This window comes from Nocardioides sp. (assembly GCF_050246775.1).
Classification (GTDB): Bacteria; Actinomycetota; Actinomycetes; order Propionibacteriales; family Nocardioidaceae; genus Nocardioides.
Genome location: NZ_JBFWVK010000001.1, coordinates 882385 through 907407 on the forward strand (window position 1 = coordinate 882385; position 25023 = coordinate 907407).

The window sequence follows — 25023 nt, forward strand, 5'->3', positions numbered from 1 at the left end:
GGCCAAATCTACTGGCCGCTCACAGCGTGCCGGACCACGTCCAGCACTGGGACCGCCCCGGACTCGATGTCGGCTACGGAGATCCAGGCCGCCGCGTCGGTGGTGCCGCCCTGCTCGATCACCTCGGGAACGGCCGTCGGGTCGACGCTGGCGGCGTAGATCAGGTGGACCCCGTGGTAGTCCTCGAACCGGCCGCTCGGCGCCGTACCGCTGAAGTGGTGGTCGTGCACCGCGACGACCCCGCCTACCACACAGTCCAGGCCGCACTCCTCCTTGACCTCACGGGCCACGGCGTCCGCGGGGGCCTCACCGTGGGCGATGCCGCCGCCGGGCAGCGTCCACTGTCCCGCGTGGGCGCCCAGGGCGGAGATCCGGGTCAGGAGCACGTCGCCCGGCCTACGGATCAGCGCGTAGGCCGCGACCCGCTGCAGCTTGAACGTCTGGTGGTCGGCCAGTGCCTCCACCACCATCGGCACCACCGGGCGGGCACCGGACAGCACGTCGGCGATCGGGATCCAGGCGGCCTCCACGGTGGACCCGTCCACCTCCACGACCCGGGGCTGCGGGGCGTCGGGTCGCACCCAGCCCTCGTAGACGATGCGCAGCGCATGGGCGTCCACCTGGACGCCGTCGCGCCAGGCACCGGGCATGTGGGCGGAGTAGAGCCGTGCGGTCTCGCTCACCGTGGCGTCCAGGCCGGTCTCCTCGTGGATCTCCCGGACGACAGCGTCGTGGGGATCCTCACCATGGTCGAGTCCGCCCCCAGGCAGGGTCCACAGTTCTTCGCGCGAAACACGTGGAGCGAGCCGACTGAGGAGGATCTCGTCCTCGCGCAGGATGACGGCGTACGCCGCCACGCGCTGTCGTCGGGGAAGCCTGGCCATGTCTCAGAGCCTAGGGCCAGCGTCGGGTTGTCCGACGATTGGCCCGCGGCGCCGGGGCGTAGTTAGCGTGGATCGATGGCTACTCCCGGTCGCGATCCCTGGCTCGACAACGTCAAGCTCACCCTGGTGGCACTCGTCGTCGTGGGCCATGCCTGGACCCTCCTGGAGTTGACCGATCTCCAGCGACAGGCCTACGACTTCCTCTACTTCTGGCACGTCCCGGCCTTCGTGCTGGTGACCGGGCACCTGTCGCGCAGCTTCACCTGGAGCCGGCGCGGGTTCCGTGCTCTCCTCACGACCTGCGTGGTGCCTTACGTCATCTTCGAGGCAGCCCTCTACGCCCTCAGATCGCGACTGGGTGAGGATCTCGAGGGCCCCATCTGGCTCGTCCCGCACTGGGCGATGTGGTATCTCTGCGTGCTGCTGCTCTGGCGGCTGGCCACTCCGGTGCTCAAGCGGCATGCGGGCTGGATCCCGGCGTCGGTGCTGATCAGCCTGCTCGCGGGCATGGTCCCCGGCCAGGAGCTTGCCCTCCAGCGGGCACTGGGCCTGCTGCCGTTCTTCGTGATCGGGCTCCACCTCGATCGCCGGGCGCTCGACGCCCTGTCCCAGCCCTTCCTCAAGCCGGTCGCGGTGGCCACGCTCGCGTGGATCTGGGTGGTCGCCGGCAGCATGGACGACTGGGGCCGGTCGCTGTTCCTGCTCTACGACGACGGATACGCCGGCCTCGGTTGGTCAGTGGCCACAGGGATGCAGGTGCGGCTCACCGTGATGGCGGTCGGGCTCCTGGGCACGGCCGCCGTGCTGGTGCTGGTGCCCCGGGGTCGCAGCGCGCTGACCTCGCTGGGGGCAGGGTCCTTGGTGGTGTACCTGTTCCACACGTTCGTCATCACCGCAGCCGACCATGCCGGTTGGGGCGACCTCGACCCGGGACACCAGATGCTCTGGTTCCTGATCACCACGGCGCTCGCGGTGGCACTGGCACTGGGGCTCGCCAGCCCACCGGTGACCCAGGTGCTGGGCCGGGTGGTGGATCCGATCGGTGCCTGGTCGCGTCGCCGCATGCCCTCAGGAGACGGGCGGGCCCCAGGTGGGGCGCACGGCCGAGCGGGGGACGGAGTCGAGGCCCGCAGCCTCGACCCGGTCGGGCGCTGAACCACCCAAGTGGGCGGGTTGCCACGCAGCGCGGTCTCCGGGAGCGGGCTGGTGCTCGGGTAGTCGCTGGAGGCTGTCCAGCAGCTCGGTGAGGCGTCGACCGAGGAAGGCGGTGGAGTCGTTCAGGTCCGCATCGGGCGCCACCGTGAACGGCGTACCGAAGCTGATGTCCACCAGGTGACCGCGGCGAAGCTCGGGGCGGGGTTGCCTGCCCGCGACCGGACGCCGGACGCTCCAGATCCGCTGGGAGCCCCAGATCGCCACCGGCACGATGGCCGCACCGGTGTCCCGGGCCAGGGCCACAGCGCCGGGCATCAGGGCTCGCACGGTGAAGGAGTAGGAGATCCCCGCCTCCGGGAAGATCCCCACGGCCTCGCCGGCGCGCAGTCCCCGACGTGCGATCAGGTAGGCGTGGGCCGGCGCCATCCGGTCCACCGGGACATGCTGCATGCGGTTCATCGCCCACGCCAGTGGTCCGGGCCGCCAGATGTCGCTGCGACACAGGAACCGCACGAAGCGTCCACGACGGATGGCGACCTTCTCGACCAGCACGAAGTCGAGGTAGCCGACGTGGGTCATCGCCAGGATCACCGGCCCCGAGCGCGGTAGGTGAGCCGTCCCGGTGCTGCGCACCCGGATCCCCCACAGTGCCAGCAGGAGGCGGCCCAGGAGGTTCGCCAGCCGGTAGGTCACCTGCCCCACCACCTCCACCCCTTCTCGATAGTCCCGAACGTTCGGCACCCGAAACGCCGGCTCGACGGTGCCAAACGTTCGGGACTATCGAGATGCGCGGGGCAGAGACAGCACAGGACCCCGGCCGTGACGGCCGGGGTCCTGTGCGGTGACATGCGAATCAGTTCTGGTACGACCCGAAGTCGAAGTCGTCCAGAGCGACGGCCTGACCGGTGCCGTTGCCGAACTCGTAGTCGTAGGAGCCGTAGTCCGCCACGGAGTACGCCGCGGCGCGGGCCTCCTCGGTGGGCTCCACCCGGATGTTGCGGTAGCGCTCGAGGCCGGTGCCCGCCGGGATCAGCTTCCCGATGATCACGTTCTCCTTCAAGCCGCGCAAGGAGTCGCTGCGACCGTGGATGGCCGCGTCGGTGAGCACCCGGGTGGTCTCCTGGAAGGAGGCCGCCGAGAGCCACGACTCGGTCGCCAACGACGCCTTCGTGATGCCCATGAGCTCGGGACGACCCGAGGCCGGCGTACCGCCCTCGGAGAGGACGCGGCGGTTCTCCACCTCGAAGCGTGCCCGGTCGACCAGGTCGGAGGGCAGCAGGTTGGTGTCACCGGACTCGATGACCGTCACCCGACGCAGCATCTGGCGCACGATGATCTCGATGTGCTTGTCGTGGATCGACACACCCTGGCTGCGGTAGACCGACTGGACCTCGTCGACGAGGTGCTGCTGCGCCTGGCGAACACCCAGGATGCGGAGCACCTCCTTCGGGTCGGGCGTGCCGACGGTCAGCATGTCGCCGACCTCGATGTGGTCACCGTCAGCGACCAGCAGGCGCGAGCGCCGGCTGACCGGGTATTCCATGACCTCGGAACCGTCGTCCGGCGTGATGAGCACCTTGCGAGCCTTGTCGGTCTCCTCGATCTCCACTCGGCCAGCGGCCTCGGAGATCGGGGACAGACCCTTGGGCTGACGCGCCTCGAACAGCTCGACCACGCGGGGCAGACCCTGCGTGATGTCGTCGGCCGACGCCACACCACCGGTGTGGAAGGTACGCATCGTCAACTGCGTGCCGGGCTCACCGATCGACTGGGCCGCGATGATGCCGACGGCCTCGCCGATGTCCACCATCTTGCCGGTGGCCAACGAGCGGCCGTAGCACTTGGCGCAGGTGCCGGTCTTGGCATCGCAGGTCAGCACGGAGCGGACCTTGATCTCCTCGATGCCGGCAGCGATCAGCTCGCCGATCTTGACGTCACCGAGGTCGTCACCGGCACCGACGAGTACGTCGCCGGTCTCCGGGTGGGTGACCTCCACGGCCGAGGACCGGGCGTAGGCCGCGGTCTCGGCGTGCTCGTGCTTGGTGACGAGGCCGTTGTCGCGACGCTCACCGATCCGCTTGGGCAGACCGCGCTCGGTGCCACAGTCCTCCTCACGGATGATGACGTCCTGCGACACGTCGACCAGACGACGGGTCAGGTAGCCCGAGTCTGCGGTGCGCAGAGCGGTGTCGGCGAGTCCCTTGCGGGCACCGTGGGTGGAGATGAAGTACTCCAGCACCGACAGGCCCTCACGGAAGTTCGACTTGATCGGCCGCGGGATGATGTCACCCTTCGGGTTGGCCACCAGACCACGCATGGCCGCCACCTGACGGATCTGCATCATGTTCCCCGAGGCACCGGAGTCCACCATCATGAAGATGGGGTTGGACCGGTCGAAGTTCTTCTCCATCGCCTTGGCGACCTCGTTGGAGGCCTGGGTCCAGATCTCGATGAGCTCCTGACGGCGCTCGTCGTCAGTCACGAGACCACGCTCGAACTGCTTCTGGACCTTGGCCGCCTGGGCTTCGTAGCCCTCGAGGATCTGGGCCTTGTTGGCCGGCGTGACGACGTCCTCGATGGAGACGGTGACACCCGAGCGGGTCGCCCAGTGGAAGCCGGTGTCCTTGAGGGCGTCGAGCGACGCGGCCACCTGGACCTTGGTGTAGCGCTCGGCGAGGTCGTTGACGATCGCACCGAGGGCCTTCTTGCCCACCTCGTAGTTCACGAACGGGTAGTCGGCCGGCAGCGCCTCGTTGAAGATCGCGCGACCCAGCGTGGTGTCGAGTGTGAGCTCGCCACCCTGGTTGACCGACTCGCCCTCGACACCCAGCGGCGGCACCGCGACGCCGAGACGCAGGCGGATCTTGCTCTGCAGCGAGATCTCACTGTGGTCCAGCGCCATGATCGCCTCGGCCATCGAGGAGAACTGACGGCCTTCGCCGGGCTCCCCTTCGCGGTCGGTGGTGAGGAAGAACAGACCCACGATCATGTCCTGGGTCGGCATCGTCACCGGGCGGCCGTCGGACGGCTTGAGGATGTTGTTGGTCGACAGCATCAGGATCCGTGCCTCGGCCTGGGCCTCGGCCGACAGCGGCAGGTGCACCGCCATCTGGTCACCGTCGAAGTCGGCGTTGAAGGCCGAGCAGACGAGCGGGTGGATCTGGATGGCCTTGCCCTCGATCAGCTGGGGCTCGAAGGCCTGGATGCCGAGACGGTGCAGCGTGGGTGCGCGGTTGAGCAGCACCGGGTGCTCGGTGATGACCTCTTCGAGGACGTCCCACACGACCGGGCGGGCGCGCTCCACCATCCGCTTGGCGGACTTGATGTTCTGCGCGTGCGACAGGTCGACCAGGCGCTTCATCACGAACGGCTTGAAGAGCTCGAGTGCCATCTGCTTGGGCAGACCACACTGGTGCAGCTTCAGCTGCGGACCCGACACGATGACCGAACGGCCCGAGTAGTCCACGCGCTTGCCGAGCAGGTTCTGACGGAAACGACCCTGCTTGCCCTTGAGCATGTCGGACAGCGACTTGAGCGGCCGGTTGCCCGGGCCGGTGACCGGACGCCCACGACGACCGTTGTCGAACAGCGAGTCGACGGCCTCCTGGAGCATCCGCTTCTCGTTGTTGACGATGATCTCGGGAGCACCGAGGTCGAGCAGCCGCTTGAGGCGGTTGTTCCGGTTGATGACTCGACGGTAGAGGTCGTTGAGGTCTGAGGTCGCGAAGCGGCCGCCGTCGAGCTGCACCATCGGACGCAGGTCCGGCGGGATGACCGGTACGGCGTCCAGCACCATGCCCTGGGGCTTGTTGCCGGTCTTGCGGAACGCGTCGACGACCTTGAGGCGCTTGAGGGCGCGGACCTTGCGCTGGCCCTTGCCGGTGGCGATAGTCTCGCGCAGGCTCTCGACCTCGGCCTCGGTGTCGAAGTCCTCGAGGCGCTTCTGGATCGCCATGGCGCCCATGTGGCCCTCGAAGTACTTGCCGAACCAGTTCTTCATCTCGCGGTAGAGCAGCTCGTCGCCCATGAGGTCCTGGACCTTCAGGCTCTTGAACTGGTTCCACACCTCGTCGAGGCGGTCGAGCTCGCGCTGGGCGCGCTCGCGCAACTGCTTCATCTCACGCTCGGCACCGTCGCGGACCTTGCGGCGCGCGTCGGCCTTGGCGCCCTCGGCCTCGAGGGTCGCGAGGTCCTCCTCGAGCTTCTTGGTGCGGTCCTCGAGCGCGGAGTCACGGCGCTTCTCGAGGCGCTCGCGCTCCAGGCCGACCTTGTTCTCCAAGGAGGACAGGTCCTGGTGGCGGGCGTCCTCGTCGACGGCGGTGATCATGTAGGCCGCGAAGTAGATGACCTTCTCGAGGTCCTTCGGGGCCAGGTCGAGCAGGTAGCCCAACCGGCTCGGGACGCCCTTGAAGTACCAGATGTGGGTGACCGGGGCGGCGAGCTCGATGTGGCCCATCCGCTCACGACGCACCTTGGAACGGGTCACCTCGACGCCGCAGCGCTCGCAGATGATGCCCTTGAAGCGGACGCGCTTGTACTTGCCGCAGTAGCACTCCCAGTCCCGGGTGGGGCCGAAGATCTTCTCGCAGAAGAGTCCGTCGCGCTCCGGCTTGAGGGTGCGGTAGTTGATGGTTTCCGGCTTCTTGACCTCACCGTGGCTCCAGGTGCGGATGTCCTCCGCGGTGGCCAGGCCGATCTGAAGCTGGTCGAAGAAGTTAACGTCGAGCACGTTGGCTGCTTTCCTTCGTTATGCGAAATGTTGCTGAGTGGCTAGGACTGAGGGAGGGCAGTACGCCGGGCTGGCCGGCGTACTGCCACTGCTCTCAGACTTCTTCGACGGAGCTGGGCTCGCGGCGGGACAGGTCGATCCCGAGTTCCTCGGCCGCCCGGAAGACATCTTCCTCGGCGTCCTTCATCTCGATGGTCGATCCGTCCTGGCTGAGCACCTCGACGTTGAGACACAGGGACTGCATCTCCTTGACGAGCACCTTGAACGACTCGGGGATCCCGGAGTCGGGGATGTTCTCGCCCTTGACGATGGCTTCGTAGACCTTCACACGGCCGGGCACGTCGTCGGACTTGATCGTCAGCAGCTCCTGCAGGGCGTAGGCGGCGCCGTACGCCTCCATCGCCCAGACCTCCATCTCGCCGAACCGCTGGCCACCGAACTGGGCCTTGCCGCCCAGGGGCTGCTGCGTGATCATCGAGTAGGGGCCGGTCGAGCGTGCGTGGATCTTGTCGTCGACGAGGTGGTGGAGCTTGAGGATGTACATGTAGCCCACCGAGACCGGCTCCGGGAACGGCTCGCCGGAGCGACCGTCGAAGAGGCTGGCCTTGCCGTTGTCGCCGATCAGTCGCTGACCGTCACGGGTCGGCAGGGTGGCACCCAGCAGACCGGTGATCTCGTCCTCACGAGCACCGTCGAACACGGGGGTCGCGACCTTGGTGTTGGCCTCGGCCTTCTCCGCGTGGATGGAGATCAGGCGCTGCTTCCAGCCATCGGGGTCGGAGTCGGACTTGGCACCCTTGGTCTCGTGGAGATCGAGGTCCCAGCCCTGCTTGGCCAACCAGCCGAGGTGCAGCTCGAGGATCTGGCCGATGTTCATCCGGCGCGGCACACCGAGCGGGTTGAGGATCACGTCGACCGGGGTGCCGTCCTCCATGAACGGCATGTCCTCGATCGGCAGGATCTTGGCGATGACGCCCTTGTTGCCGTGACGACCGGCGAGCTTGTCACCCACCGAGATCTTGCGCTTCTGGGCGACGTAGACGCGGACCAGCTGGTTGACACCCGGGGGCAGCTCGTCGCCCTCTTCGCGGTCGAAGACGCGAACGCCGATGACCGTGCCGGACTCACCGTGCGGGACCTTCATGGAGGTGTCGCGCACCTCGCGCGCCTTCTCGCCGAAGATCGCGCGGAGCAGGCGCTCCTCAGGGGTCAGCTCGGTCTCGCCCTTCGGCGTCACCTTGCCGACCAGGATGTCACCCGTGGTGACCTCGGCGCCGATGCGGATGATCCCGCGCTCGTCGAGGTCGGCCAGCATCTCCTCGGAGACGTTGGGGATGTCGCGGGTGATCTCCTCCGGGCCGAGCTTGGTGTCGCGGGCGTCGACCTCGTGCTCCTCGATGTGGATCGAGGTGAGCATGTCCTCCTGGACCAGTCGCTGGCTCAGGATGATCGCGTCTTCGTAGTTGTGGCCCTGCCACGGCATGAAGGCGACGAGCAGGTTGGTGCCCAGCGCCATCTCCGCCTTGTCGGTGCACGGGCCGTCGGCGATCGGCGAACCGGCGCGACCGTTCTGCGGCCCCTCGACCCGGTCACCCTCGCTGACCAGCGGACGCTGGTTGATGCAGGTGCCCTGGTTGGAGCGACGGAACTTGGCCAGCTTGTAGGTCTCGTAGGTGCCGTCGTCGTTCATCACCTCGACGACGTCGGCCGACACCTCCTTGACAACACCGGAGTTCTTCGCGGTGACCACGTCCCCGGCGTCGACCGCGGCACGGAACTCCATGCCGGTGCCGACGAGCGGCGAGTCGCTGCGGATCAGGGGAACGGCCTGACGCTGCATGTTGGCACCCATGAGTGCGCGGTTGGCGTCGTCGTGCTCGAGGAACGGGATCAGGGCCGTGGCCACCGACACCATCTGGCGCGGCGACACGTCCATGTAGTCGACCTCGGCGGCGAGGATCTCGGAGACCTCACCGTCACGCTGGCGCACCAGCACGCGCTCGCTGGTCAGCTTGTTGTTCTTGTCCAGCCCGGCGTTGGCCTGCGCGATGACCGCGCGGTCCTCGTCGTCGGCGGTCAGGTAGTGGATCTCGTCGGTGACGACGCCGTCGGTGACCACCCGGTAGGGGGTCTCGACGAAGCCGAACGGGTTGATCCGACCGTACGACGCGAGGGAACCGATCAGGCCGATGTTCGGGCCTTCAGGGGTCTCGATGGGGCACATGCGGCCGTAGTGCGACGGGTGGACGTCACGGACCTCCATGCCGGCGCGGTCACGGGAGAGACCACCGGGGCCGAGGGCCGAGAGCCGACGCTTGTGCGTCAGTCCGGCGATCGGGTTGGTCTGGTCCATGAACTGCGAGAGCTGCGAGGTGCCGAAGAACTCCTTCAGCGCAGCGACCACGGGACGGATGTTGATCAGGGACTGCGGCGTGATGGCCTCGACGTCCTGGGTCGTCATCCGCTCGCGCACGACGCGCTCCATGCGAGCAAGGCCGGTGCGCAGCTGGTTCTGGATGAGCTCGCCGACCGTCCGCATCCGGCGGTTGCCGAAGTGGTCGATGTCGTCGGCAGAGATCGCCAGGGTGCCCTGGGGCGTCTCCAGCTCGGTGCGGCCGTCGTGCAGGGCCACGATGTAGCGGATCGCGGCGACGATGTCGTCGATGGTCTGCGTCTGCTGGTCGAACGCCTCGAGCAACCCGAGCTTCTTGTTGATCTTGTAGCGACCGACCTTCGCCAGGTCGTAGCGCTTCGGGTTGAAGTAGTAGTTGTTCAGCAGCGTCTGAGCAGCCTCCCGGGTGGGCGGTTCGCCCGGACGCAGCTTGCGGTAGATGTCGAGCAGCGCGTCGTCCTGGGCCTGGGTGTGGTCCTTCTCCAGGGTGAGCATCATCGACTCGTACTCGCCGAACTCTTCACGGATCTGCTCGTTGGTCCACCCGAGGGCCTTGAGCAGGACGGTGACGTTCTGCTTGCGCTTGCGGTCGAGGCGGACCCCGACCATGTCGCGCTTGTCGATCTCGAACTCCAGCCAGGCACCGCGCGACGGGATCACCTTGGCGGTGTAGATGTCCTTGTCGGACGTCTTGTCGGCGGTCCGCTCGAAGTAGACACCCGGCGACCGGACGAGCTGCGACACGACGACGCGCTCGGTGCCGTTGATGATGAAGGTGCCCTTGTCGGTCATGAGCGGGAAGTCGCCCATGAAGACCGTCTGGCCCTTGATCTCACCGGTGTCGTTGTTGGTGAACTCCGCGGACACGTAGAGCGGTGCGGAGTAGGTGAAGTCCTTCTCCTTGCACTCCTCGACCGTGTACTTCGGGTCGTAGAAGACGGGGTTCTCGAACGAGAGCGACATCGTCTCGGAGAAGTCTTCGATCGGGGAGATCTCCTCGAAGATCTCCTGGAGGCCCGACTTGGGGCTGACGTCCTCACCCGCGTCGACGCGGGCCTGGACCTGCTTCTCCCAGTTGGCGTTTCCGACCAACCAGTCGAAGCTGTCAGTCTGCAGAGCCAGGAGTTGCGGAACCTCGAGAGGTTCACTGATCTTTGCGAAAGAAATACGGTGAGCGTTTCCAGCGGTGCTGCGCGCGGCCAAGAGAGCGTCCTTCTTATGGGTTCGCGTCGGTACGACTGTCCACCCACCACAAACCAGCCACCGGGCAGGCAGGAAGTATTTGAGGGAGGACGCGAACGCTCAGAGTAACGCAAATGCAGGCGCTAAACAACCTGCGCCTGGGCCGAAGGCCTGTCGCTGCCCGATGATCATGAACCGGCAAGCCGCTCAGGTCAAGCACAAACGGGTCTCGAGTGCTTCTGGATCCCGGAAATGACACACGGCGGCCACCCCGAAACCGGGGCGGCCGCCGTGATCAGTCAGTGACAGGTCACTTGAGCGAGACGCTGGCGCCGGCGGCCTCGAGGGCCTCCTTCGCCTTGTCGGCCGCAGCCTTGTCGACGCCCTCGAGGACAGCCTTGGGGGCGGCCTCGACGAGGTCCTTGGCCTCCTTCAGGCCGAGGGAGGTCAGGGCGCGCACCTCCTTGATGACGTTGATCTTCTTCTCGCCGGCCGCTTCGAGGACGACGTCGAAGGAGTCCTGAGCAACCTCTTCCTCAGCAGCAGCAGCGCCGCCACCGGGAGCGGCCGCAGCAACGGCCACGGGAGCCGCGGCGGTCACGCCGAAGGTCTCCTCGAACTGCTTCACGAACTCGGAGAGCTCGATGAGGGTCATTTCCTTGAACGCGTCGAGCAGCTCGTCAGTGCTGAGCTTCGCCATGATGGCGTTTCCTTCCGTTTGTGGTCCGCCCCGGGTGTGAGTGGGACGAACCGGATTTCAGGTGGTGTTGCCGTCGCCCGGGATCAGGCTTCGGTGGTCTCGGCTGCCTCTTCGGTCACCTCGGCGGCGGCCTCGGGGGCCTCCTCCGGGACTTCCTCGGCGGCGACCGGGGCGTCCTCAGCAGCAGCTTGCGCCGGAGCCGGCGTACCAGCACCACCTGCGAGGATCGAGGGGTCCTGCTCCGCCTTCGCCTGCAGGGCGCCGGCGAGCCGGGCAGCCTGTGCGAGCGGGGCGTTGAGCAGGTAGACGGCCTGGGAGAGCGACGCGAGCATGGCGCCCGCGAGCTTGCCCATCAGCACCTCGCGCGACTCGAGGTCGGCCAGCTTGGCGACCTCCTTCGCGTCGAGGATGTTGCCGTCCAGGACACCGCCCTTGATCACAAGGGCGGGGTTGGCCTTGGCAAAGTCACGCAGGCCCTTGGCCGCCTCGACCACATCGCCGTTGATGAAGGCGATGGCGGTCGGACCGACGAGCAGGTCATCGAAACCATCGATGCCCACCTCCCCGGCAGCGATCTTGGCGAGCGTGTTCTTGACCACGGCGTAATCAGCGTTCTCGCCGAGGGAGCGCCGCAGGTCCTGCAGCTGCTTCACGGTGAGACCGCGGTACTCGGTCAGCACAGCACCAGCAGAACCGTTGAAGGACTCAACGATCTCCGCCACGGCTGCTGTCTTGTCTGGCCGCGCCATGGGTCTCCTTCCGAACTACGTGTTTCGAGACCCGCGCAAACGGAAAAACGCCCCGGCACAGGGCCAGGGCGTTGAATGGATCCGGCTGTGAAGCCTGCGATCCTGCTCTGTCACCTGCGCTGGCGTCCCGCGTGAGCGGAGCCTTCGGTCACACTGCGCAGGGCACAGCACGACAACCGGCGGTCTCTGGATTCAGGAGGAACTGTACGACGTCCGCGCCGCCCCCGCCAAATCGGGTGATCACGGGTGCGGTGCCGATTGTCCCAATCGCCTGCGAGCAGTCGAGCGCTCTGGTCCAATTCTTTGCATGGATCCACAGCTGACCGCGCTGAACGTCGTACTCGAACGGACCGACGAGCGCCTGCGCTCCGGAGCGGACCACCCGAACATCTGGCCGACCGGGTTCCCGCCGCTCGACGACGCCCTGAGCGGCGGCCTGCGCTCGGGGAGCCTGATGCTCCTTGCCGGTGCCCAGGGCGCGGGCAAGACCACGTTCGCGCTCCAGATGGCCCGCAACGCGGCTGCGGCCGGTCACACGGTCGCCTACTTCACCTACGAGCACGATGCCGAGTCGATGCTCGAGCGGCTGATCGCCATGGAGGCCGGTCTGCTCGGGGACATGAGTGCCCCCGGCCTCAACCGGGTGCGTGAGGCGTTCGAGGCCGACGACCCGCGCCTCGGTGGCCTCGCCGACCGGCTGTCAGACACCTCGGTGGGTGCCGAGGCGGTCAAGAACGTGGAGTCCTACGGCAACCGCATGCACATCCACCGGTCCACGGGCTCGACCACCTCCATGGAGGTCATCAGCGCCGCCGTCGAGCAGGTCTGGGAGGAGACCGGTGAGGCGCCCATGGTCGTCGTGGACTACCTGCAGAAGGTCAAGGCCGACAACAACCTGGCCGTCGAGGACGAGCGGGTGACCGCGATCGTCGAGGGTCTCAAGGACCTGGCCATCGCCGCCAACGTGCCGGTCGTGTCGATCGTGGCGGCGGACAAGGACGGGCTCCAGACCGGCAAGCGGATGCGGGCCCAGCACCTGCGCGGCTCGACGGCGCTGGCCTACGAGGCCGACATCCTGCTCATCCTGAACAACAAGTTCGACCTCGTCTCGCGCCACCACCTGGTGTTCGCCATGGGCAACGTGGACAAGTTCAAGCAGATGGCTGTGGTGAGCATCGAGAAGAACCGGCACGGCTTCGACGGCATCGACCTCGAGTTCAAGAAGCGGTTCGAGCAGAGCCGCTTCGAGACCAACGGCAACCGCGTGATGGAGCAGCTGGTCGACGACCGCGTCTTCACCGAGTGATCGACCTGTCGCAGATGGACGCCGAAATCGCATCGACCTGTCGCAGATGTACGTGAGGCCGTGTACATCTGCGACAGGTCGGCGAGAGGTCAGGCCTGGGCGTCGTCCTCGAGGGTGACGTTCTTGGTGCGGTTCGGGTCGACCTGGACACCGGGGCCCATCGTCGTCGACACGGTGACCTTGCGGATGTAGCGGCCCTTGGAGCTGGCCGGCTTGAGCCGCAGCACCTCTTCGAGGGCAGCCGCGTAGTTCTCGGCCAGGGAGGCCTGCTCGAACGACGCCTTGCCGATGATGAAGTGCAGGTTGGCGTGGCGGTCGACGCGGAACTCGATCTTGCCGCCCTTGATGTCCGTCACGGCCTTGGCCACGTCGGGGGTGACGGTGCCGGTCTTCGGGTTGGGCATCAGACCACGCGGTCCGAGTACGCGACCGAGCCGGCCGACCTTGCCCATCATGTCGGGAGTCGCGACGACGGCGTCGAAGTCGAGCCATCCGCCGTTGACCTTCTCGATGAGCTCGTCGCCACCGACGAAGTCGGCACCGGCCTCACGGGCGGCCTCCGCCTTCTCAGCGTTGGCGAAGACCAGGACCCTGGCGGTCTTGCCGGTGCCGTGCGGGAGGTTGACCGTGCCGCGGACCATCTGGTCGGCCTTGCGGGGGTCGACACCGAGACGCATGACGACGTCGACGGTCTCGTCGAACTTCTTGCGGCTGCCGGCCTTGGCGATCTTGATCGCGGCCAGGGGGGCGTGGAGCTCGTCCTTGTCGAACGTCTCCGCGACCGCGCGGTAACTCTTGCTGCGCTGCATGACTGGTTCTTCTCTCTTCCAGGTGTGGTCAGTAGTGGGCCAACGCGGCCCTGCCACAGATTTCTCGGGTGGATCAGTTGGTGGTGACGCCCATGGAACGAGCGGTGCCCTCAACGATCTTCATGGCGGCCTCGACGTCGTTGGCGTTGAGGTCGGGAAGCTTCGTGGTCGCGATCTCGCGCACCTGGTCCTTGGTCAGCTTGCCGACCTTGTCCTTGTGCGGGACACCGGAACCCTTGGTCAGGCCGGCAGCCTTCTTGATCAGCTCGGAGGCCGGCGGGGTCTTGGTGATGAACGTGAACGAACGGTCCTCGAAGATGGTGATCTCGACGGGGATGACGTTGCCGCGCATCGACTCGGTCTGCGCGTTGTAGGCCTTGCAGAACTCCATGATGTTCACGCCGTGCGGACCGAGGGCGGTTCCGACCGGCGGAGCGGGAGTGGCTGCCCCAGCCTGGAGCTGCACCTTGACGAGCGCAGCGATCTTCTTCTTGGGAGGCATTTCTCAGGGTCCTTAAGTGTTGGTACGTCGTGGTCCGACGAGTACGGCGCCGACGGATCGAGCCGCGCTCTGCCACCTGGTTGTTGCGGTGAGCCTCAGACCTTCTGGATCTGGTTGAAGCTCAACTCGACCGGGGTCTCCCGGCCGAAGATCTCGACGAGGGCCTTGACCCTCTGTGCTTCTGCGTTGATCTCGGTGATCGTCGCGTGCAGCGTGGCGAACGGTCCGTCGACCACCATCACCGAGTCGGACACGTCGAAGTCGGCGACCTCGACCGGCCGGCGGACCGTGGTGGAGGTGCCGCCACCGGACGCGTTGCCCGCCGCAGCAGCCTCGGCCTCGGCCGCGGCGACGACGGCGGGGGCGAGCATGTTCTCGACCTCATCCATCGACAGCGGGACCGGCTGGTGGCTGTGGCCGACGAACCCGGTGACCGAGGGGGTGTGGCGCACGGCCGCCCAGGACTCGTCGGTGAGGTCCATGCGGACCAGGACGTAGCCGGGGAGCACGGTGCGCTTGACCAACTTGCGCTGGCCGTTCTTGATCTCGGCGACCTCTTCGGTGGGGACCACGATCTCGTGGATGTAGTCCTCCATGTTCAAGGAGATGATCCGGTTCTCGAGGTTGGCCTTCACCCTGTTCTCCATGCCGGAGTAGGTGTGGATGACGAACCAGTCGCCCGGCTTGGCCCAGAGTGCGGCGCGGAACTCCTCGAGGGGGTCACCGGCCGGCGCGTCCTCGTCGACCTCGTCGGCCGGCGCGTCCTCGTCGGCCGCGGCCTCCGACTCGTCCTCCGCAGGCTCGAGCACCGAATCGGACTCCACCGAGTCAGGCTCGAGCGCCACCTCGGCGTCGACCACCGAATCGGCGTCGTCGGCCGTGATGGCCTCGGTTGCTTCGTCGTACTGCTCCGACACGTGTTGCTCCGTCACTTGATTGCCTGTTGTCTGCGAGTTGTCTCTGGCGACCTGCCCGAGGTCCGCGAGCCGCGCTCGGGGACCGGGCCGTTGGCGCTACTGCTTGTTTCCGCCGGCGAACACCGCGAAGACCAGCTTGCCGAAGCCCAGGTCGAGCGCCGAGACCAGCGCCATCATGAAGACCACGAAGACCACCACCACGATGAAGTAGGTGATGAGCTGCTCCTGCGTGGGCCACACGACCTTGCGCAACTCGGCAACGACCTGGCGGTAGAACGTGGCCGGACTCGTGCGTTTCGAGCTGGAAAGCTCTGACACTACTGACCCACCTCATCCTTCGTCGTTGATCGCTGACCGGTTGTCTTGCAGGGCACGAGGGACTTGAACCCCCAACCTTCGGTTTTGGAGACCGATGCTCTGCCAGTTGAGCTAGTGCCCTCCGATGCCTCCCGACCCATCCGCGACCTGCATTGCGGGCAGGCCGAAGCATGTGGAGAACCACCAAGAATGAAGTGTACGGGGAGAGGTCACGGCGCGTCCAAATGCCTCGCACTACGATGGTGCCATGAGCGCTTCCACCTCCTCGCCCCGTGACCGCCGCGTCTCCACCAGGATCGGCAGCATCGCCGAATCCGCCACGCTCAAGGTCGATGCGAAGGCGAAGGCCCTCAAGGCCGAGGGCCGCCCCGTGATCGGGTTCGGTGCCGGCGAGCCGGACTTCCCGACGCCCGACTACATCGTCGAGGCCGCCGTCGCCGCATGCCGGGACCCCAAGAACCACCGCTACACCCCAGCCGGTGGCCTGCCCGAGCTGAAGAAGGCGATCGCTGCGAAGACGCTGCGCGACAGCGGCTACGCGGTGGAGCCCAGCCAGGTGCTGGTCACCAACGGCGGGAAGCAGGCCATCTACGAGGCCTTCGCGGCGATGCTGGACCCCGGTGACGAGGTCATCGTGCCGGCGCCGTACTGGACGACCTATCCCGAGAGCATCCAGCTCGCCGGCGGAGTCGCGGTCGCCGTCCTCGCCGACGAGACGCAGGACTACAAGGTCACCGTCGAGCAGCTCGAGGCAGCCCGGACCGAGCGCACCAAGGTGCTGTTGTTCGTGTCCCCGTCGAACCCCACCGGAGCCGTCTACACCGCCGACGAGATCCGCGCCATCGGTCGCTGGGTCGAGGACAACAACCTCTGGGTGCTCACCGACGAGATCTACGAGCACCTGGTCTACGACGGCGTCGAGACCGGCTCCCTGCCCGTCCTGTGCCCCTACCTGGCCGACAACTGCGTGATCGTCAACGGGGTGGCCAAGACCTACGCGATGACGGGTTGGCGGGTGGGCTGGATGATCGCCCCGACCGACCTGATCAAGGCCGCCGCCAACCTCCAGTCGCACGCCACCTCCAACGTCGCCAACGTCTCCCAGCGCGCAGCCCTCGCCGCCATCTCCGGTGACCTGTCCGCGGTCGACGAGATGAAGGTGGCCTTCGACCGGCGCCGCAAGACGATCGTCGCGATGCTCAACGAGATCGACGGCGTCTACTGCCCCATGCCGACCGGCGCCTTCTACGCCTACCCCTCGGTCAAGGGGCTGCTCGGCAAGCCGATCGGCGGCCCCGACGGCTCGGTGGCAACGACCTCGGCGGAGCTCTCCGAGATCATCCTCGACAAGGTCGAGGTGGCGGCGGTCCCCGGTGAGGCCTTCGGCTCCCCCGGTTACCTGCGCTTCTCCTACGCCCTGGGCGACGACGACATCGTCGAGGGGATCACCCGGTTGCAGAAGCTCTTCGCCTGAGTGCGCGATCTCGACGCGCTCCCGAAGGCCCACCTGCACCTGCACTTCACGGGGTCCATGCGACATCGGACCCTGCTCGAGCTGGCTGAGCGTGACGGGATCGTGCTGCCCGACGCGCTGGTGAGCCGATGGCCGCCCCAGCTGTCCGGGGCCGACGAGAAGGGCTGGTTCCGTTTCCAGCGGCTCTACGACGTCGCCCGTTCAGTGCTGCGCACCGAGGCCGACGTACGCCGCCTGGTGCTCGAGGCCGCCGAGGACGACGTCCGCGACGGCGGTCGCTGGCTCGAGATCCAGGTCGACCCGAGCGGCTACGCGGCCCGGTTCGGGGGGATGACCGCCTTCACCGACCTGGTGCTCGACGCCGTCCGGGACGCCAGTGCTCGCACCGGGCTGGGCATCGCCGTGGTCATCGCCGCCAACCGGACCCGGCACCCACTCGACGCCCGCGCCCTGGCCCGCCTGGCCGCGCAGTACGTCGACCGCGGGGTGGTCGGCTTCGGCATCTCCAACGACGAGCGCCGCGGATCCACCGAGGAGTTCGCGCCCGCCTTCCACATCGCCGAGCGAGCCGGGTTGCTGCTCACCCCGCACGGCGGCGAGCTGCGAGGGGCCGAGCACGTGCGCGCCTGTCTCGACCACCTGCACGCGGATCGGCTCGGCCACGGGGTTCGGGTCGTCGAGGATCCGGCGCTGCTGGACCGGGTGGTGGCCGCTGGTGTGGCGCTGGAGGTCTGCCCGGTCTCCAACGTGGCCCTGGGGGTCTACAGCGACCTGACCTCGGTGCCCTTGCCCCAGCTGATGGCAGCCGGGGCGACCATCGCCCTGGGTGCCGACGACCCACTGCTGTTCGGGTCCCAGCTGGCGGGGCAGTACGCCACCATGCGTGCCGCCCACGATCTCACCGACCGGCAGCTGGCCGACCTGGCGTCCATGTCGATCCGGGCCTCCCGGGCGCCCGACGCCGTCAAGGCGGAGGTGAGCGCCGACATCGACCGATGGTTGGCCGCGCCACCCGGCTGAGGGCGTTCAGTCGAGCCGGCAGCCGACGAGCACCGGCTCGTTGACCAGGCGTACGCCGAAGCGCAGCTCCACGCCGTCGCGGACCTCCAGCGCCAGCCGCAACAGGTCCGCGGTCGTGGCCGAACCCCGGTTGGTGAGCGCCAGGGTGTGCTTGGTCGACAGGCTCACCCTGTCGTTGCCGTGACCCCGGGCGAAGCCAGCGTGCTCGATCAGCCACGCCGCGCTGGTCTTGGTGGAACCGTCCGGCTGGACCCAGCGCGGTGCCTCCTGCGGCAGCCCAGCTGCCTGCTCAGCGGTCAGCATCGGGTTGGTGAAGAACGACCCGGCGCTCCACGTGTCGTGGTCGGAAGGGTCGAGCACCATGCCCTTGGCGGCGCGCAGGCCGAGCACGGCGCGGCGTACCTCGGCGAGGGGGGCGCGGGCGCCCTGCTCGACGCCCAGCGTGCGGGCCAGCTCGGCGTACGCGACCGGGGCGCCGAGGTCACCGACGCGGAACTGGAAGTCGACGCTCAGCACCACGAAGCGCTGGGGGTCGGCCTTGAAGCGGCTGTGGCGGTAGCCGAAGGCGCACTCGGCATTGGCGAAGGTGCGCACCCCCTGGAGCCGACGGTCCCAGACCCGCACGGAGGCAAGCGTCTGCGCCACCTCCTGGCCATAGGCGCCGACGTTCTGGATGGGGGTGGAGCCGACCGCGCCGGGGATGCCGGCGAGGGCCTCGATCCCCACCCAGTGGCTCTCCACAGCCCGGGCCACGAGCCGGTCCCAGGACTCACCGGCCGCCACCCGGACCACGACGCCCCCGCAGAGGGCCGCGTCGGTCTCGTCGACGTCCGGCTCGATGCCCTGCGTGGCGACCTTGACGACGAGGCCGGGGAAGCCGGCATCGGCCACCACCAGGTTGCTCCCTCCGGACAGCACGAGCACCGGGGTCCCCCCGGTGTCGGCCTCCCGGATCGCAGCGATCAGCTCGTCCTCGGTCGTGGCCTCGACGAACGACCCCGCAGGACCGCCGAGCCTCAGGGTGGTGTGGTCGGCGAGCAGTTCAGGCACGCAGGACGGCCTTCGGCATGCCGAGCACCTTCTGGCCACCACACGTGACCTCCAGGGCGATCGTCACCAGCCCGTCGGCGACGCTCTTGACGGTGCCTGCGACGACCAGGTCGACCCCGCGGTCGTCATCGGGGACGACCACCGGATTGGTGAACTTGCAGCCGAACTCCACGACCTCGGCGCCACCCGACCACAGGTCGACGGCCTTCGCGGCCAGCGCCATCGTGTACATGCCGTGCGCGATCACGCCGGGCAGGCCGACGCTGGTCGCCACCCGGTCGGACCAGTGGATCGAGTTGAAGTCGCCGCTCGCACCGGCGTAGCGGACCAGGTCGGAGCGGCGGATCGCGTAGGTCTGCGGCTCCAGGACCTCGCCGGCCTGCAGAGTGATGCTCATGAGGCACCTGCCGTGTAGACCAGGGTCGCCTTGGTGGAGCAGACCAAGGCCCCGGCGGCGTCGAGGATCTCGCTGACCGTGCCGATGATGTCGGCGCCACCGATCTGGCGCAGGCTGGCCACCGTCAGGGTCGCGGTGAGTACGTCGCCGGGCACGACGGGGCGCTCGTAGGCGAACCGTTGCTCGCCGTGGACGATCCGGAACAGATCCATCTCCTCGGCCGCCAGGAACGCGTTCATGGCGTCGAAGGCGAGCACGATCGGGAAGGTCGCCGGGGCCGGCCCGACCCCGTCGTACTCACTGCCGGTGGTGCTGAGGAACTCGCGGATCTTGCCCGCGGTCACGGCGTACGGGCTGGTGGGCGGAAACACACGTCCCACGAGCGACTCATCGACTGGCATGTCCGAAACGCTAGCAGCGCCGCGCACCTGACGGGGCTCGGCCGGCGCGTGGGCTGGCGGGGGCGAGGGTTGGTTCATCAAGGTATGCAGACGAACCTGCGCTGTCCGCGTCCAATTCACCACGGACAGCGGAGGTTGACCTGCATACCTTGATGAACCAGCGGGTCCCGGGAGCGAAATGGGTCGGAGGCGGCACCCGACGCGAAATCGGGGGCCGCCTCCGGCGGATTGCTGGTGTCGCAGACCTCAGCGGGTCTCGCGGTGCGCGGTGTGCTCGCGACAGCGGGGGCAGAACTTCTTCAGCTCAAGCCGGTCGGGATCGTTGCGACGGTTCTTCTTGGTGATGTAGTTGCGCTCCTTGCACTCGACGCATGCGAGCGTGATCTTGGGGCGAACGTCTGAACTCTTGCTGGCCACGGGAAGTCCTTCGTAGATGTGGTGAAGCTGGTGGAGCCGGTGAAACTGTGTAGCGGGAGCGGGACTCGAACCCGCGACACCACGATTATGAGTCGTGTGCTCTAACCACCTGAGCTACCCCGCCACTGGACGGGGGCGTCCCGGCGAGCTGCTGCTCGACGGAACCCCAACCCAGAGCCCCTTTACGGAATCGAACCGTAGACCTTCTCCTTACCATGGAGACGCTCTGCCGACTGAGCTAAAGGGGCAAGCGACGAGAAAGGATACACACGGCCGACGGCGAACAGGAAATCGGCCGGAACCACCCCTGATCACGCGCATGGTCGCGACCCTTCCACGTCCTCGGAGAGGGTACTCACACCGGCCGCATTAAGCCCATTCGGCATCCTGGATGCGCTCGAACGGGTGTGCCTCCTCCAGCTCGAAAGCGAGCTCCAGGAGGGCCGCCTCGGCACCTGCGGGGCCCGAGAACATCATGCCCTGGGGCAGGCCGTGGGCGGTGCGCGCCAACGGCAACGAGATCGAGGGGTCCCCCGTCGCGTTCTGCAGCGGGGTGAAGGCCACCCACTCCTCCAAGCGGTCCATGATCCCCTCGTAGCTCGCCATGGGATCGAGATGCCCGACTCGGGGAGTCGGCGTCGCCAGCGTCGGGGTGAGCGTGACGTCGTAGGTCTCGTGGAACCGGGCGGTGTAGCCCTTGGTGCGGCTGAGCCGGGCGATCGCCCGCGGAAGCCGGTGGAGGTTGCGACGGCAGTGTCGCGCCAGGCCGAGCGTGAGGTTGTCGAGCCGCGACGGGTCCCACGTCGACCCGTAGGTGCGCCGCCCGGTGGCGACCAGCACCATCGCCAGCATCGACCAGTAGAGGACGAAGTCGTCGCGGAACGTGGTGGGGATGGGCGGCGTGGTGACCTCCTCCACACGGTGGCCGAGCCCCTCGAGGAAGGTCGCCGTCTTCAGGGTCAGGTCGCGGACCTCCGGACTGGACTCGCGGCCCACCGAGGAGGTGAGCACCGCGATCGTGAGCCGTTTGCGTCCGGGCCGGGTGATGTCGCCCACCGGGGCAAGCTTGACGTTGCGGAAGACCTTCTCGGCCTCGCGGTAGAACGCTGCGGTGTCGCGGACGCTGCGGGTCAGGACGCCGTCGCTGACGATGCGCAGCGGCATCTCGCGCATCATCTTGTCCTGGGCCAGCCGGTCCCGGGTCGGCTTGAGCCCGACCAGGCCGTTGACGGAGGCGGGGATCCGGATCGACCCGCCGCCGTCGTTGCCGTGTGCCAGGGGTACGGCGCCGGCGGCCACCAGGGCCGCCGACCCCGACGAGCTCGCACCAGCGGTGTGCTCGGTGTCCCACGGCCCGCGCACCGGCCCGATGCGGGGGTGCTCGGCTGCCGCGCTGAACCCGAACTCGGACAGCTGGGTCTTGCCCAGCGGGAGCAGTCCGGTTGCCACATACATCCGGGCGAAGTCCCCGTCGCGTCGCGCTGGGCGGGCCACGAATGCGTCGGAGCCGTGCGCCGTCGGAATCCCGGCCAGGTCGACGTTGTCCTTCAGGAAGGTCGGGATGCCCGCGAAGAACCCGCCCCGCGGCGCCCGGGCCAGGCCGCGCGCCCGGTCGAAGGCTGCGTAGGCGATGGCGTTGAGGGCCGGATCGACCCGGCCGGCCCGAGCGATCGCCGCGTCGACGAGCTCCTCGATGGAGATCCGGCCGGCTCTGAGCTCGGCCACCAGCCCCACCGCATCGTGGGCTGCCAGGGCATCGTCGGAGAAGGCGTGAACGCGGGTCATGCGCTCAAACTACCGAGCCGCCTCGACAGCCTCCTGCAGGCCACGGGCGGCGAGCCGGTCGGCCCGTTCGTTCTCCGGATGTCCCGCGTGGCCCTTGACCCAGTGCCACTCGACCTGATGCCGGGTGACCGCATCCTGGAGCTGCTGCCACAGGTCCACGTTCTTCACCGGCTGCTTGGCCGTGGTCCGCCACCCGTTGCGCGACCACCCGAGGACCCACTTGGTGATGCCGTTGCGGACGTAGGTGCTGTCGGTGTAGATGTGCACCGACACCGATCGCTGCAGTGCCTCGAGCGCCTTGATCGGGGCGGTGAGCTCCATCCGGTTGTTGGTGGTCTCTCCTGGCTCCCCGCCGCAGAGCTCGAGCTCGTGCCTGCCCTGGCGGAGCAACGCACCCCAGCCTCCCGGTCCCGGGTTCGGGATGCAGGCACCGTCGGTGAAGACCTCCACGACCTCCAGGGAGCTCGGACCCGTCACCTCGGAGCCTCAGGCCTCGGCCAGCGGCGGCAGCGCCACCACCTGCGCGGCGTAGCTCAGGCCGGCACCGAACGCGATGAGCAGGGCGTGGTCGCCGGCCTTGACCTCCCCACCGCGAAGCATCGCCTCGATCGCGAGCGGGACGGAGGCCGCTGAGGTGTTGCCGGCGTCCACGACGTCGCGCGCGACGGCCACCCCCTCGGGCAGCTTGAGGTTGCGGCTCAGGGTGTCGGTGATCCGCAGGTTGGCCTGGTGCGGGACGAAGGCATCGAGGTCCTCCATCTCGAGTCCGGCCCGATCGACCGCTTCGCGGGCCACCTTCGCCATGGCGAACGGCGCCCACCGGAAGACCGCCGTGCCCTCCATCTGGACGACGGGGCCGTGGCCGGCGGTCACCGCGCGGCAGTCGGGGGTCTGGGTGATGACGTGGGCCTGGGAACCGTCCGAGCCCCAGGCGACCGGACCGATCCCGGGCACGTCGGAGGGTCCCACGACGACCGCGCCGGCGCCGTCGGCGAAGATGAAGGCCGTGGATCGATCCGTCGGGTCCATGAACCGGCTGAGCTGCTCGACGCCGATGACGAGCACATGGCTCGCCGTACCGCCGCGGACCAGGTCCGAGGCCACGCCCACCGCGTGGCAGAAGCCGGCGCAGCCTGCGGAGACGTCGAAGGAGGCCGCGGTGGAGCCCAGGCGGTCGGCGACCTGGGGTGCGGCCGCTGGGGTGTGCTGGGAGTACGTCGAGGTGGCCACGATCACGCAGCCGAGCTGGTCGGCGGAGACCCCGGCAGCACTCAGTGCCTTGGCGCCCGCCGCGGTGGCCATGTCGAGCAGCGACTCGTCGTCCGCGGCGAACCGGCGGGTCTTGATCCCCGAGCGGGACTGGATCCACTCGTCGCTGGAGTCGAGGGTCTCGCAGATCTCCTCGTTGGTCACCAGGCGGCTCGCACGATGGACGCCGAGGCCGAGGAGCGCCGTCGCGACGACGGGTTGGTTCTGCTTGATGGTCTTCACCGGATGCACTCCGCTCGATTCGCTCGTTCCAGCCGTGGTGGCCGAGGCCACGTTAGCCTGACCGCCGAGCGCGCGGCAGGGCCCTCAGGCCCCGGCGGCCAGCAGAGCGTCGACCGCACCGGGGCTGAGCACGTGGTCCAGTGCCAGGGCCGCACAGCCGACGACGCCGGCCCGGTCGCCGTACGTCGCCGGCACGATCTGCAGGTCGCGGGTGGCCAGGGCGGTGGCCCGCGCGTAGACACTCTCCCGGACCCCGGCCGCGTAGGTGTCGAAGCCTGCTGCCATGTCTCCGCCGATCACGACGGCCTGCGGGTTCAGCAGGTTGATCGCCACCGCCAGGACCTCGCCCAGCCGACGGCCGCTCTCCCTCAGCAGGCCCCGGGCCTCGGGGTCGCCCTGTGCAGCGAGCTCGACCAGGTCCCTGACGTGGCCGACCTCCCGGCCCGACTCGGCCAGGCGGGCCACCAGTGCCCACCCGCCGGCGACGGTCTCCAGGCAGCCGGTGGCGCCGCAGCGGCAGGCCAGGCCCTCAGCGCTCTCGACCTTGGAGTGGCCGATCTCGCCGGCCGCGCCGACGTGGCCCGACACCACCTGGCCGGAGGCGATGATCCCGAGCCCGAGACCCGTCGACGCCTTGACGACCAGGACGTCGCTCAGCATGCCCGTGCTCCCCATCCGCTCGGAACGGGCCAGGACGTCGGCGTCGTTGGCGACGAAGAGGGGGGCGTCTGCGACGCCTTTCAGGTACGGCGCCAGCTCGACGCCGTCCCAGCCTCCCATCACGGGAGAGTCGAGGCTGGCACCTCGCACCTGGTCGACCGTGCCGGGCAGGCTGAGCCCGATCCCCACGACCGCGGCGCGTGCCCCGGAGTCGGCGAGCAACCCGGCCAGGCGGGCGGCGATCTCGGGCATCAGCCGGTCGGGGCCGACGCCGACCTGGTGGTCGTCCGAGCGCGAGGCCAGCTCCTGGCCATCGAGATCGAAGACGGCCAGCTGGCTGCGGGAGCGCCCGACCGCCACCGCGAGCACGACCCCGGCGTTGCGGTTGAAGACCAGCCCGCCGGGCGGTCGGCCACCGGTCGAGGCGAGCTCCTCGCCCGCCAGCAACAGCCCGGCCGAGGTGAGGGCTGCGACCCGGGCCGTCACCGCCGTACGCGACAGGCCGGTGAGCCGACGCAGGTCCGAACGGGTGTGGGCGCGGCCGGTGCGCACGAGTTCGAGCAGCTCCCCGGCGGAGGCGGGGGCTGCGGTCTCACGGGGTTGCAGCAGGTCTGACATCGCCAGTATTCAAGCACGACCGGCACAATGAACCGCATAAGTTCACCTACTTTTGCCTTAGTAAAGC

The 25023-nt window shown here is 68.2% G+C and carries 22 protein-coding genes and 3 tRNA genes; 4 read left to right on the forward strand and 21 right to left on the reverse strand.

All coding sequences use genetic code 11. The annotated features are described in order from the left end of the window. Window positions 1-8: 8 nt before the first annotated feature. A complete protein-coding gene (locus tag AB7I40_RS04255) occupies window positions 9-884 on the reverse strand; it encodes an NUDIX hydrolase (protein WP_428343800.1) in 876 nt (291 codons plus the stop codon). A 75-nt stretch (window positions 885-959) separates the two neighbouring features. Between AB7I40_RS04255 and AB7I40_RS04260 the strand changes: the two genes are divergently transcribed. Further along, entirely contained in the window at window positions 960-2039 is a 1080-nt protein-coding gene (locus AB7I40_RS04260) for an acyltransferase family protein (protein ID WP_428343801.1), read from the forward strand. Here the strand turns inward: AB7I40_RS04260 and AB7I40_RS04265 are convergent. The 5 genes from AB7I40_RS04265 to rplJ all read right to left on the reverse strand — a co-directional run bounded on the left by AB7I40_RS04265 (window position 1953) and on the right by rplJ (window position 11791). After that, on the reverse strand, window positions 1953-2780 hold the full coding sequence (locus AB7I40_RS04265) for a lysophospholipid acyltransferase family protein (protein ID WP_428343802.1): 828 nt from the start codon (window positions 2778-2780) through the stop codon (window positions 1953-1955). The two genes, AB7I40_RS04260 and AB7I40_RS04265, sit on opposite strands and share 87 nt — an antisense overlap. Before the next feature lie 112 nt (window positions 2781-2892). Continuing rightward, window positions 2893-6768: a DNA-directed RNA polymerase subunit beta' gene (locus AB7I40_RS04270; RefSeq protein WP_428343803.1), complete on the reverse strand. Its 3876-nt coding sequence runs from the start codon at window positions 6766-6768 to the stop codon at window positions 2893-2895. 94 nt (window positions 6769-6862) lie between these two features. Next, window positions 6863-10363, reverse strand: a complete 3501-nt coding sequence (gene rpoB / locus AB7I40_RS04275) for a DNA-directed RNA polymerase subunit beta (protein ID WP_428343804.1) — start codon at window positions 10361-10363, stop codon at window positions 6863-6865. 289 nt (window positions 10364-10652) lie between these two features. Continuing rightward, entirely contained in the window at window positions 10653-11042 is a 390-nt protein-coding gene (gene rplL, locus AB7I40_RS04280; RefSeq protein ID WP_428343805.1) for a 50S ribosomal protein L7/L12, read from the reverse strand. Between the two features lie 83 nt (window positions 11043-11125). Beyond that, a complete protein-coding gene (gene rplJ / locus AB7I40_RS04285) occupies window positions 11126-11791 on the reverse strand; it encodes a 50S ribosomal protein L10 (RefSeq protein WP_428343806.1) in 666 nt (221 codons plus the stop codon). A gap of 307 nt (window positions 11792-12098) precedes the next feature. On the opposite strand from rplJ, the gene AB7I40_RS04290 reads away from it, so the two are divergent. Next, window positions 12099-13097, forward strand: a complete 999-nt coding sequence (locus AB7I40_RS04290) for a DnaB-like helicase C-terminal domain-containing protein (RefSeq protein ID WP_428343807.1) — start codon at window positions 12099-12101, stop codon at window positions 13095-13097. An 89-nt stretch (window positions 13098-13186) separates the two neighbouring features. Here AB7I40_RS04290 and rplA read toward each other — a convergent pair whose 3' ends face one another. The 5 genes from rplA to AB7I40_RS04315 form a co-directional block, all read right to left on the reverse strand. After that, complete coding sequence (gene rplA, locus AB7I40_RS04295) at window positions 13187-13906, reverse strand: 50S ribosomal protein L1 (protein ID WP_428343808.1); 720 nt, start codon at window positions 13904-13906, stop codon at window positions 13187-13189. A gap of 73 nt (window positions 13907-13979) precedes the next feature. Beyond that, on the reverse strand, window positions 13980-14408 hold the full coding sequence (gene rplK, locus AB7I40_RS04300) for a 50S ribosomal protein L11 (protein ID WP_428343809.1): 429 nt from the start codon (window positions 14406-14408) through the stop codon (window positions 13980-13982). A 95-nt stretch (window positions 14409-14503) separates the two neighbouring features. After that, window positions 14504-15340, reverse strand: coding sequence for a transcription termination/antitermination protein NusG (nusG, locus tag AB7I40_RS04305; RefSeq protein ID WP_428343810.1), 837 nt, complete (start codon window positions 15338-15340; stop codon window positions 14504-14506). Window positions 15341-15421: 81 nt separating this feature from the next. Then, window positions 15422-15643 carry a preprotein translocase subunit SecE gene (gene secE / locus AB7I40_RS04310; RefSeq protein WP_428343811.1) on the reverse strand — a complete coding sequence of 74 codons (222 nt, stop codon included), beginning with the start codon at window positions 15641-15643 and terminating at the stop codon, window positions 15422-15424. 48 nt (window positions 15644-15691) lie between these two features. Beyond that, window positions 15692-15764: transfer RNA gene (locus tag AB7I40_RS04315), tRNA-Trp, on the reverse strand. Between the two features lie 126 nt (window positions 15765-15890). On the opposite strand from AB7I40_RS04315, the gene AB7I40_RS04320 reads away from it, so the two are divergent. Next, window positions 15891-17117: a pyridoxal phosphate-dependent aminotransferase gene (locus AB7I40_RS04320; protein ID WP_428343812.1), complete on the forward strand. Its 1227-nt coding sequence runs from the start codon at window positions 15891-15893 to the stop codon at window positions 17115-17117. Further along, window positions 17118-18137: an adenosine deaminase gene (locus AB7I40_RS04325; RefSeq protein WP_428343813.1), complete on the forward strand. Its 1020-nt coding sequence runs from the start codon at window positions 17118-17120 to the stop codon at window positions 18135-18137. 6 nt (window positions 18138-18143) lie between these two features. Here the strand turns inward: AB7I40_RS04325 and AB7I40_RS04330 are convergent, their stop codons facing one another. The 10 genes from AB7I40_RS04330 to AB7I40_RS04375 all read right to left on the reverse strand — a co-directional run bounded on the left by AB7I40_RS04330 (window position 18144) and on the right by AB7I40_RS04375 (window position 24956). After that, a complete protein-coding gene (locus AB7I40_RS04330; RefSeq protein WP_428343814.1) occupies window positions 18144-19187 on the reverse strand; it encodes a UDP-N-acetylmuramate dehydrogenase in 1044 nt (347 codons plus the stop codon). Continuing rightward, window positions 19180-19584, reverse strand: coding sequence for a MaoC/PaaZ C-terminal domain-containing protein (locus AB7I40_RS04335; protein WP_428343815.1), 405 nt, complete (start codon window positions 19582-19584; stop codon window positions 19180-19182). The genes AB7I40_RS04330 and AB7I40_RS04335 overlap by 8 nt, the downstream gene beginning before the upstream one ends. Further along, window positions 19581-19985, reverse strand: a complete 405-nt coding sequence (locus tag AB7I40_RS04340; protein WP_428343816.1) for an FAS1-like dehydratase domain-containing protein — start codon at window positions 19983-19985, stop codon at window positions 19581-19583. The genes AB7I40_RS04335 and AB7I40_RS04340 overlap by 4 nt, the downstream gene beginning before the upstream one ends. Window positions 19986-20231: 246 nt before the next feature. Next, window positions 20232-20402, reverse strand: a complete 171-nt coding sequence (rpmG, locus tag AB7I40_RS04345; RefSeq protein ID WP_428343817.1) for a 50S ribosomal protein L33 — start codon at window positions 20400-20402, stop codon at window positions 20232-20234. 50 nt (window positions 20403-20452) lie between these two features. After that, window positions 20453-20526 (reverse strand) — tRNA-Met (locus AB7I40_RS04350). 51 nt (window positions 20527-20577) lie between these two features. Further along, window positions 20578-20650: transfer RNA gene (locus tag AB7I40_RS04355), tRNA-Thr, on the reverse strand. A 121-nt stretch (window positions 20651-20771) separates the two neighbouring features. After that, entirely contained in the window at window positions 20772-22187 is a 1416-nt protein-coding gene (locus AB7I40_RS04360; protein WP_428343818.1) for an amidase, read from the reverse strand. 9 nt (window positions 22188-22196) lie between these two features. Then, window positions 22197-22664, reverse strand: coding sequence for a ribonuclease HI (gene rnhA, locus AB7I40_RS04365; protein WP_428343819.1), 468 nt, complete (start codon window positions 22662-22664; stop codon window positions 22197-22199). A gap of 9 nt (window positions 22665-22673) precedes the next feature. Continuing rightward, entirely contained in the window at window positions 22674-23678 is a 1005-nt protein-coding gene (locus AB7I40_RS04370; RefSeq protein ID WP_428343820.1) for a beta-ketoacyl-ACP synthase III, read from the reverse strand. 84 nt (window positions 23679-23762) lie between these two features. Continuing rightward, window positions 23763-24956, reverse strand: a complete 1194-nt coding sequence (locus AB7I40_RS04375; RefSeq protein ID WP_428343821.1) for an ROK family protein — start codon at window positions 24954-24956, stop codon at window positions 23763-23765. Between the last annotated feature and the right edge of the window lie 67 nt (window positions 24957-25023).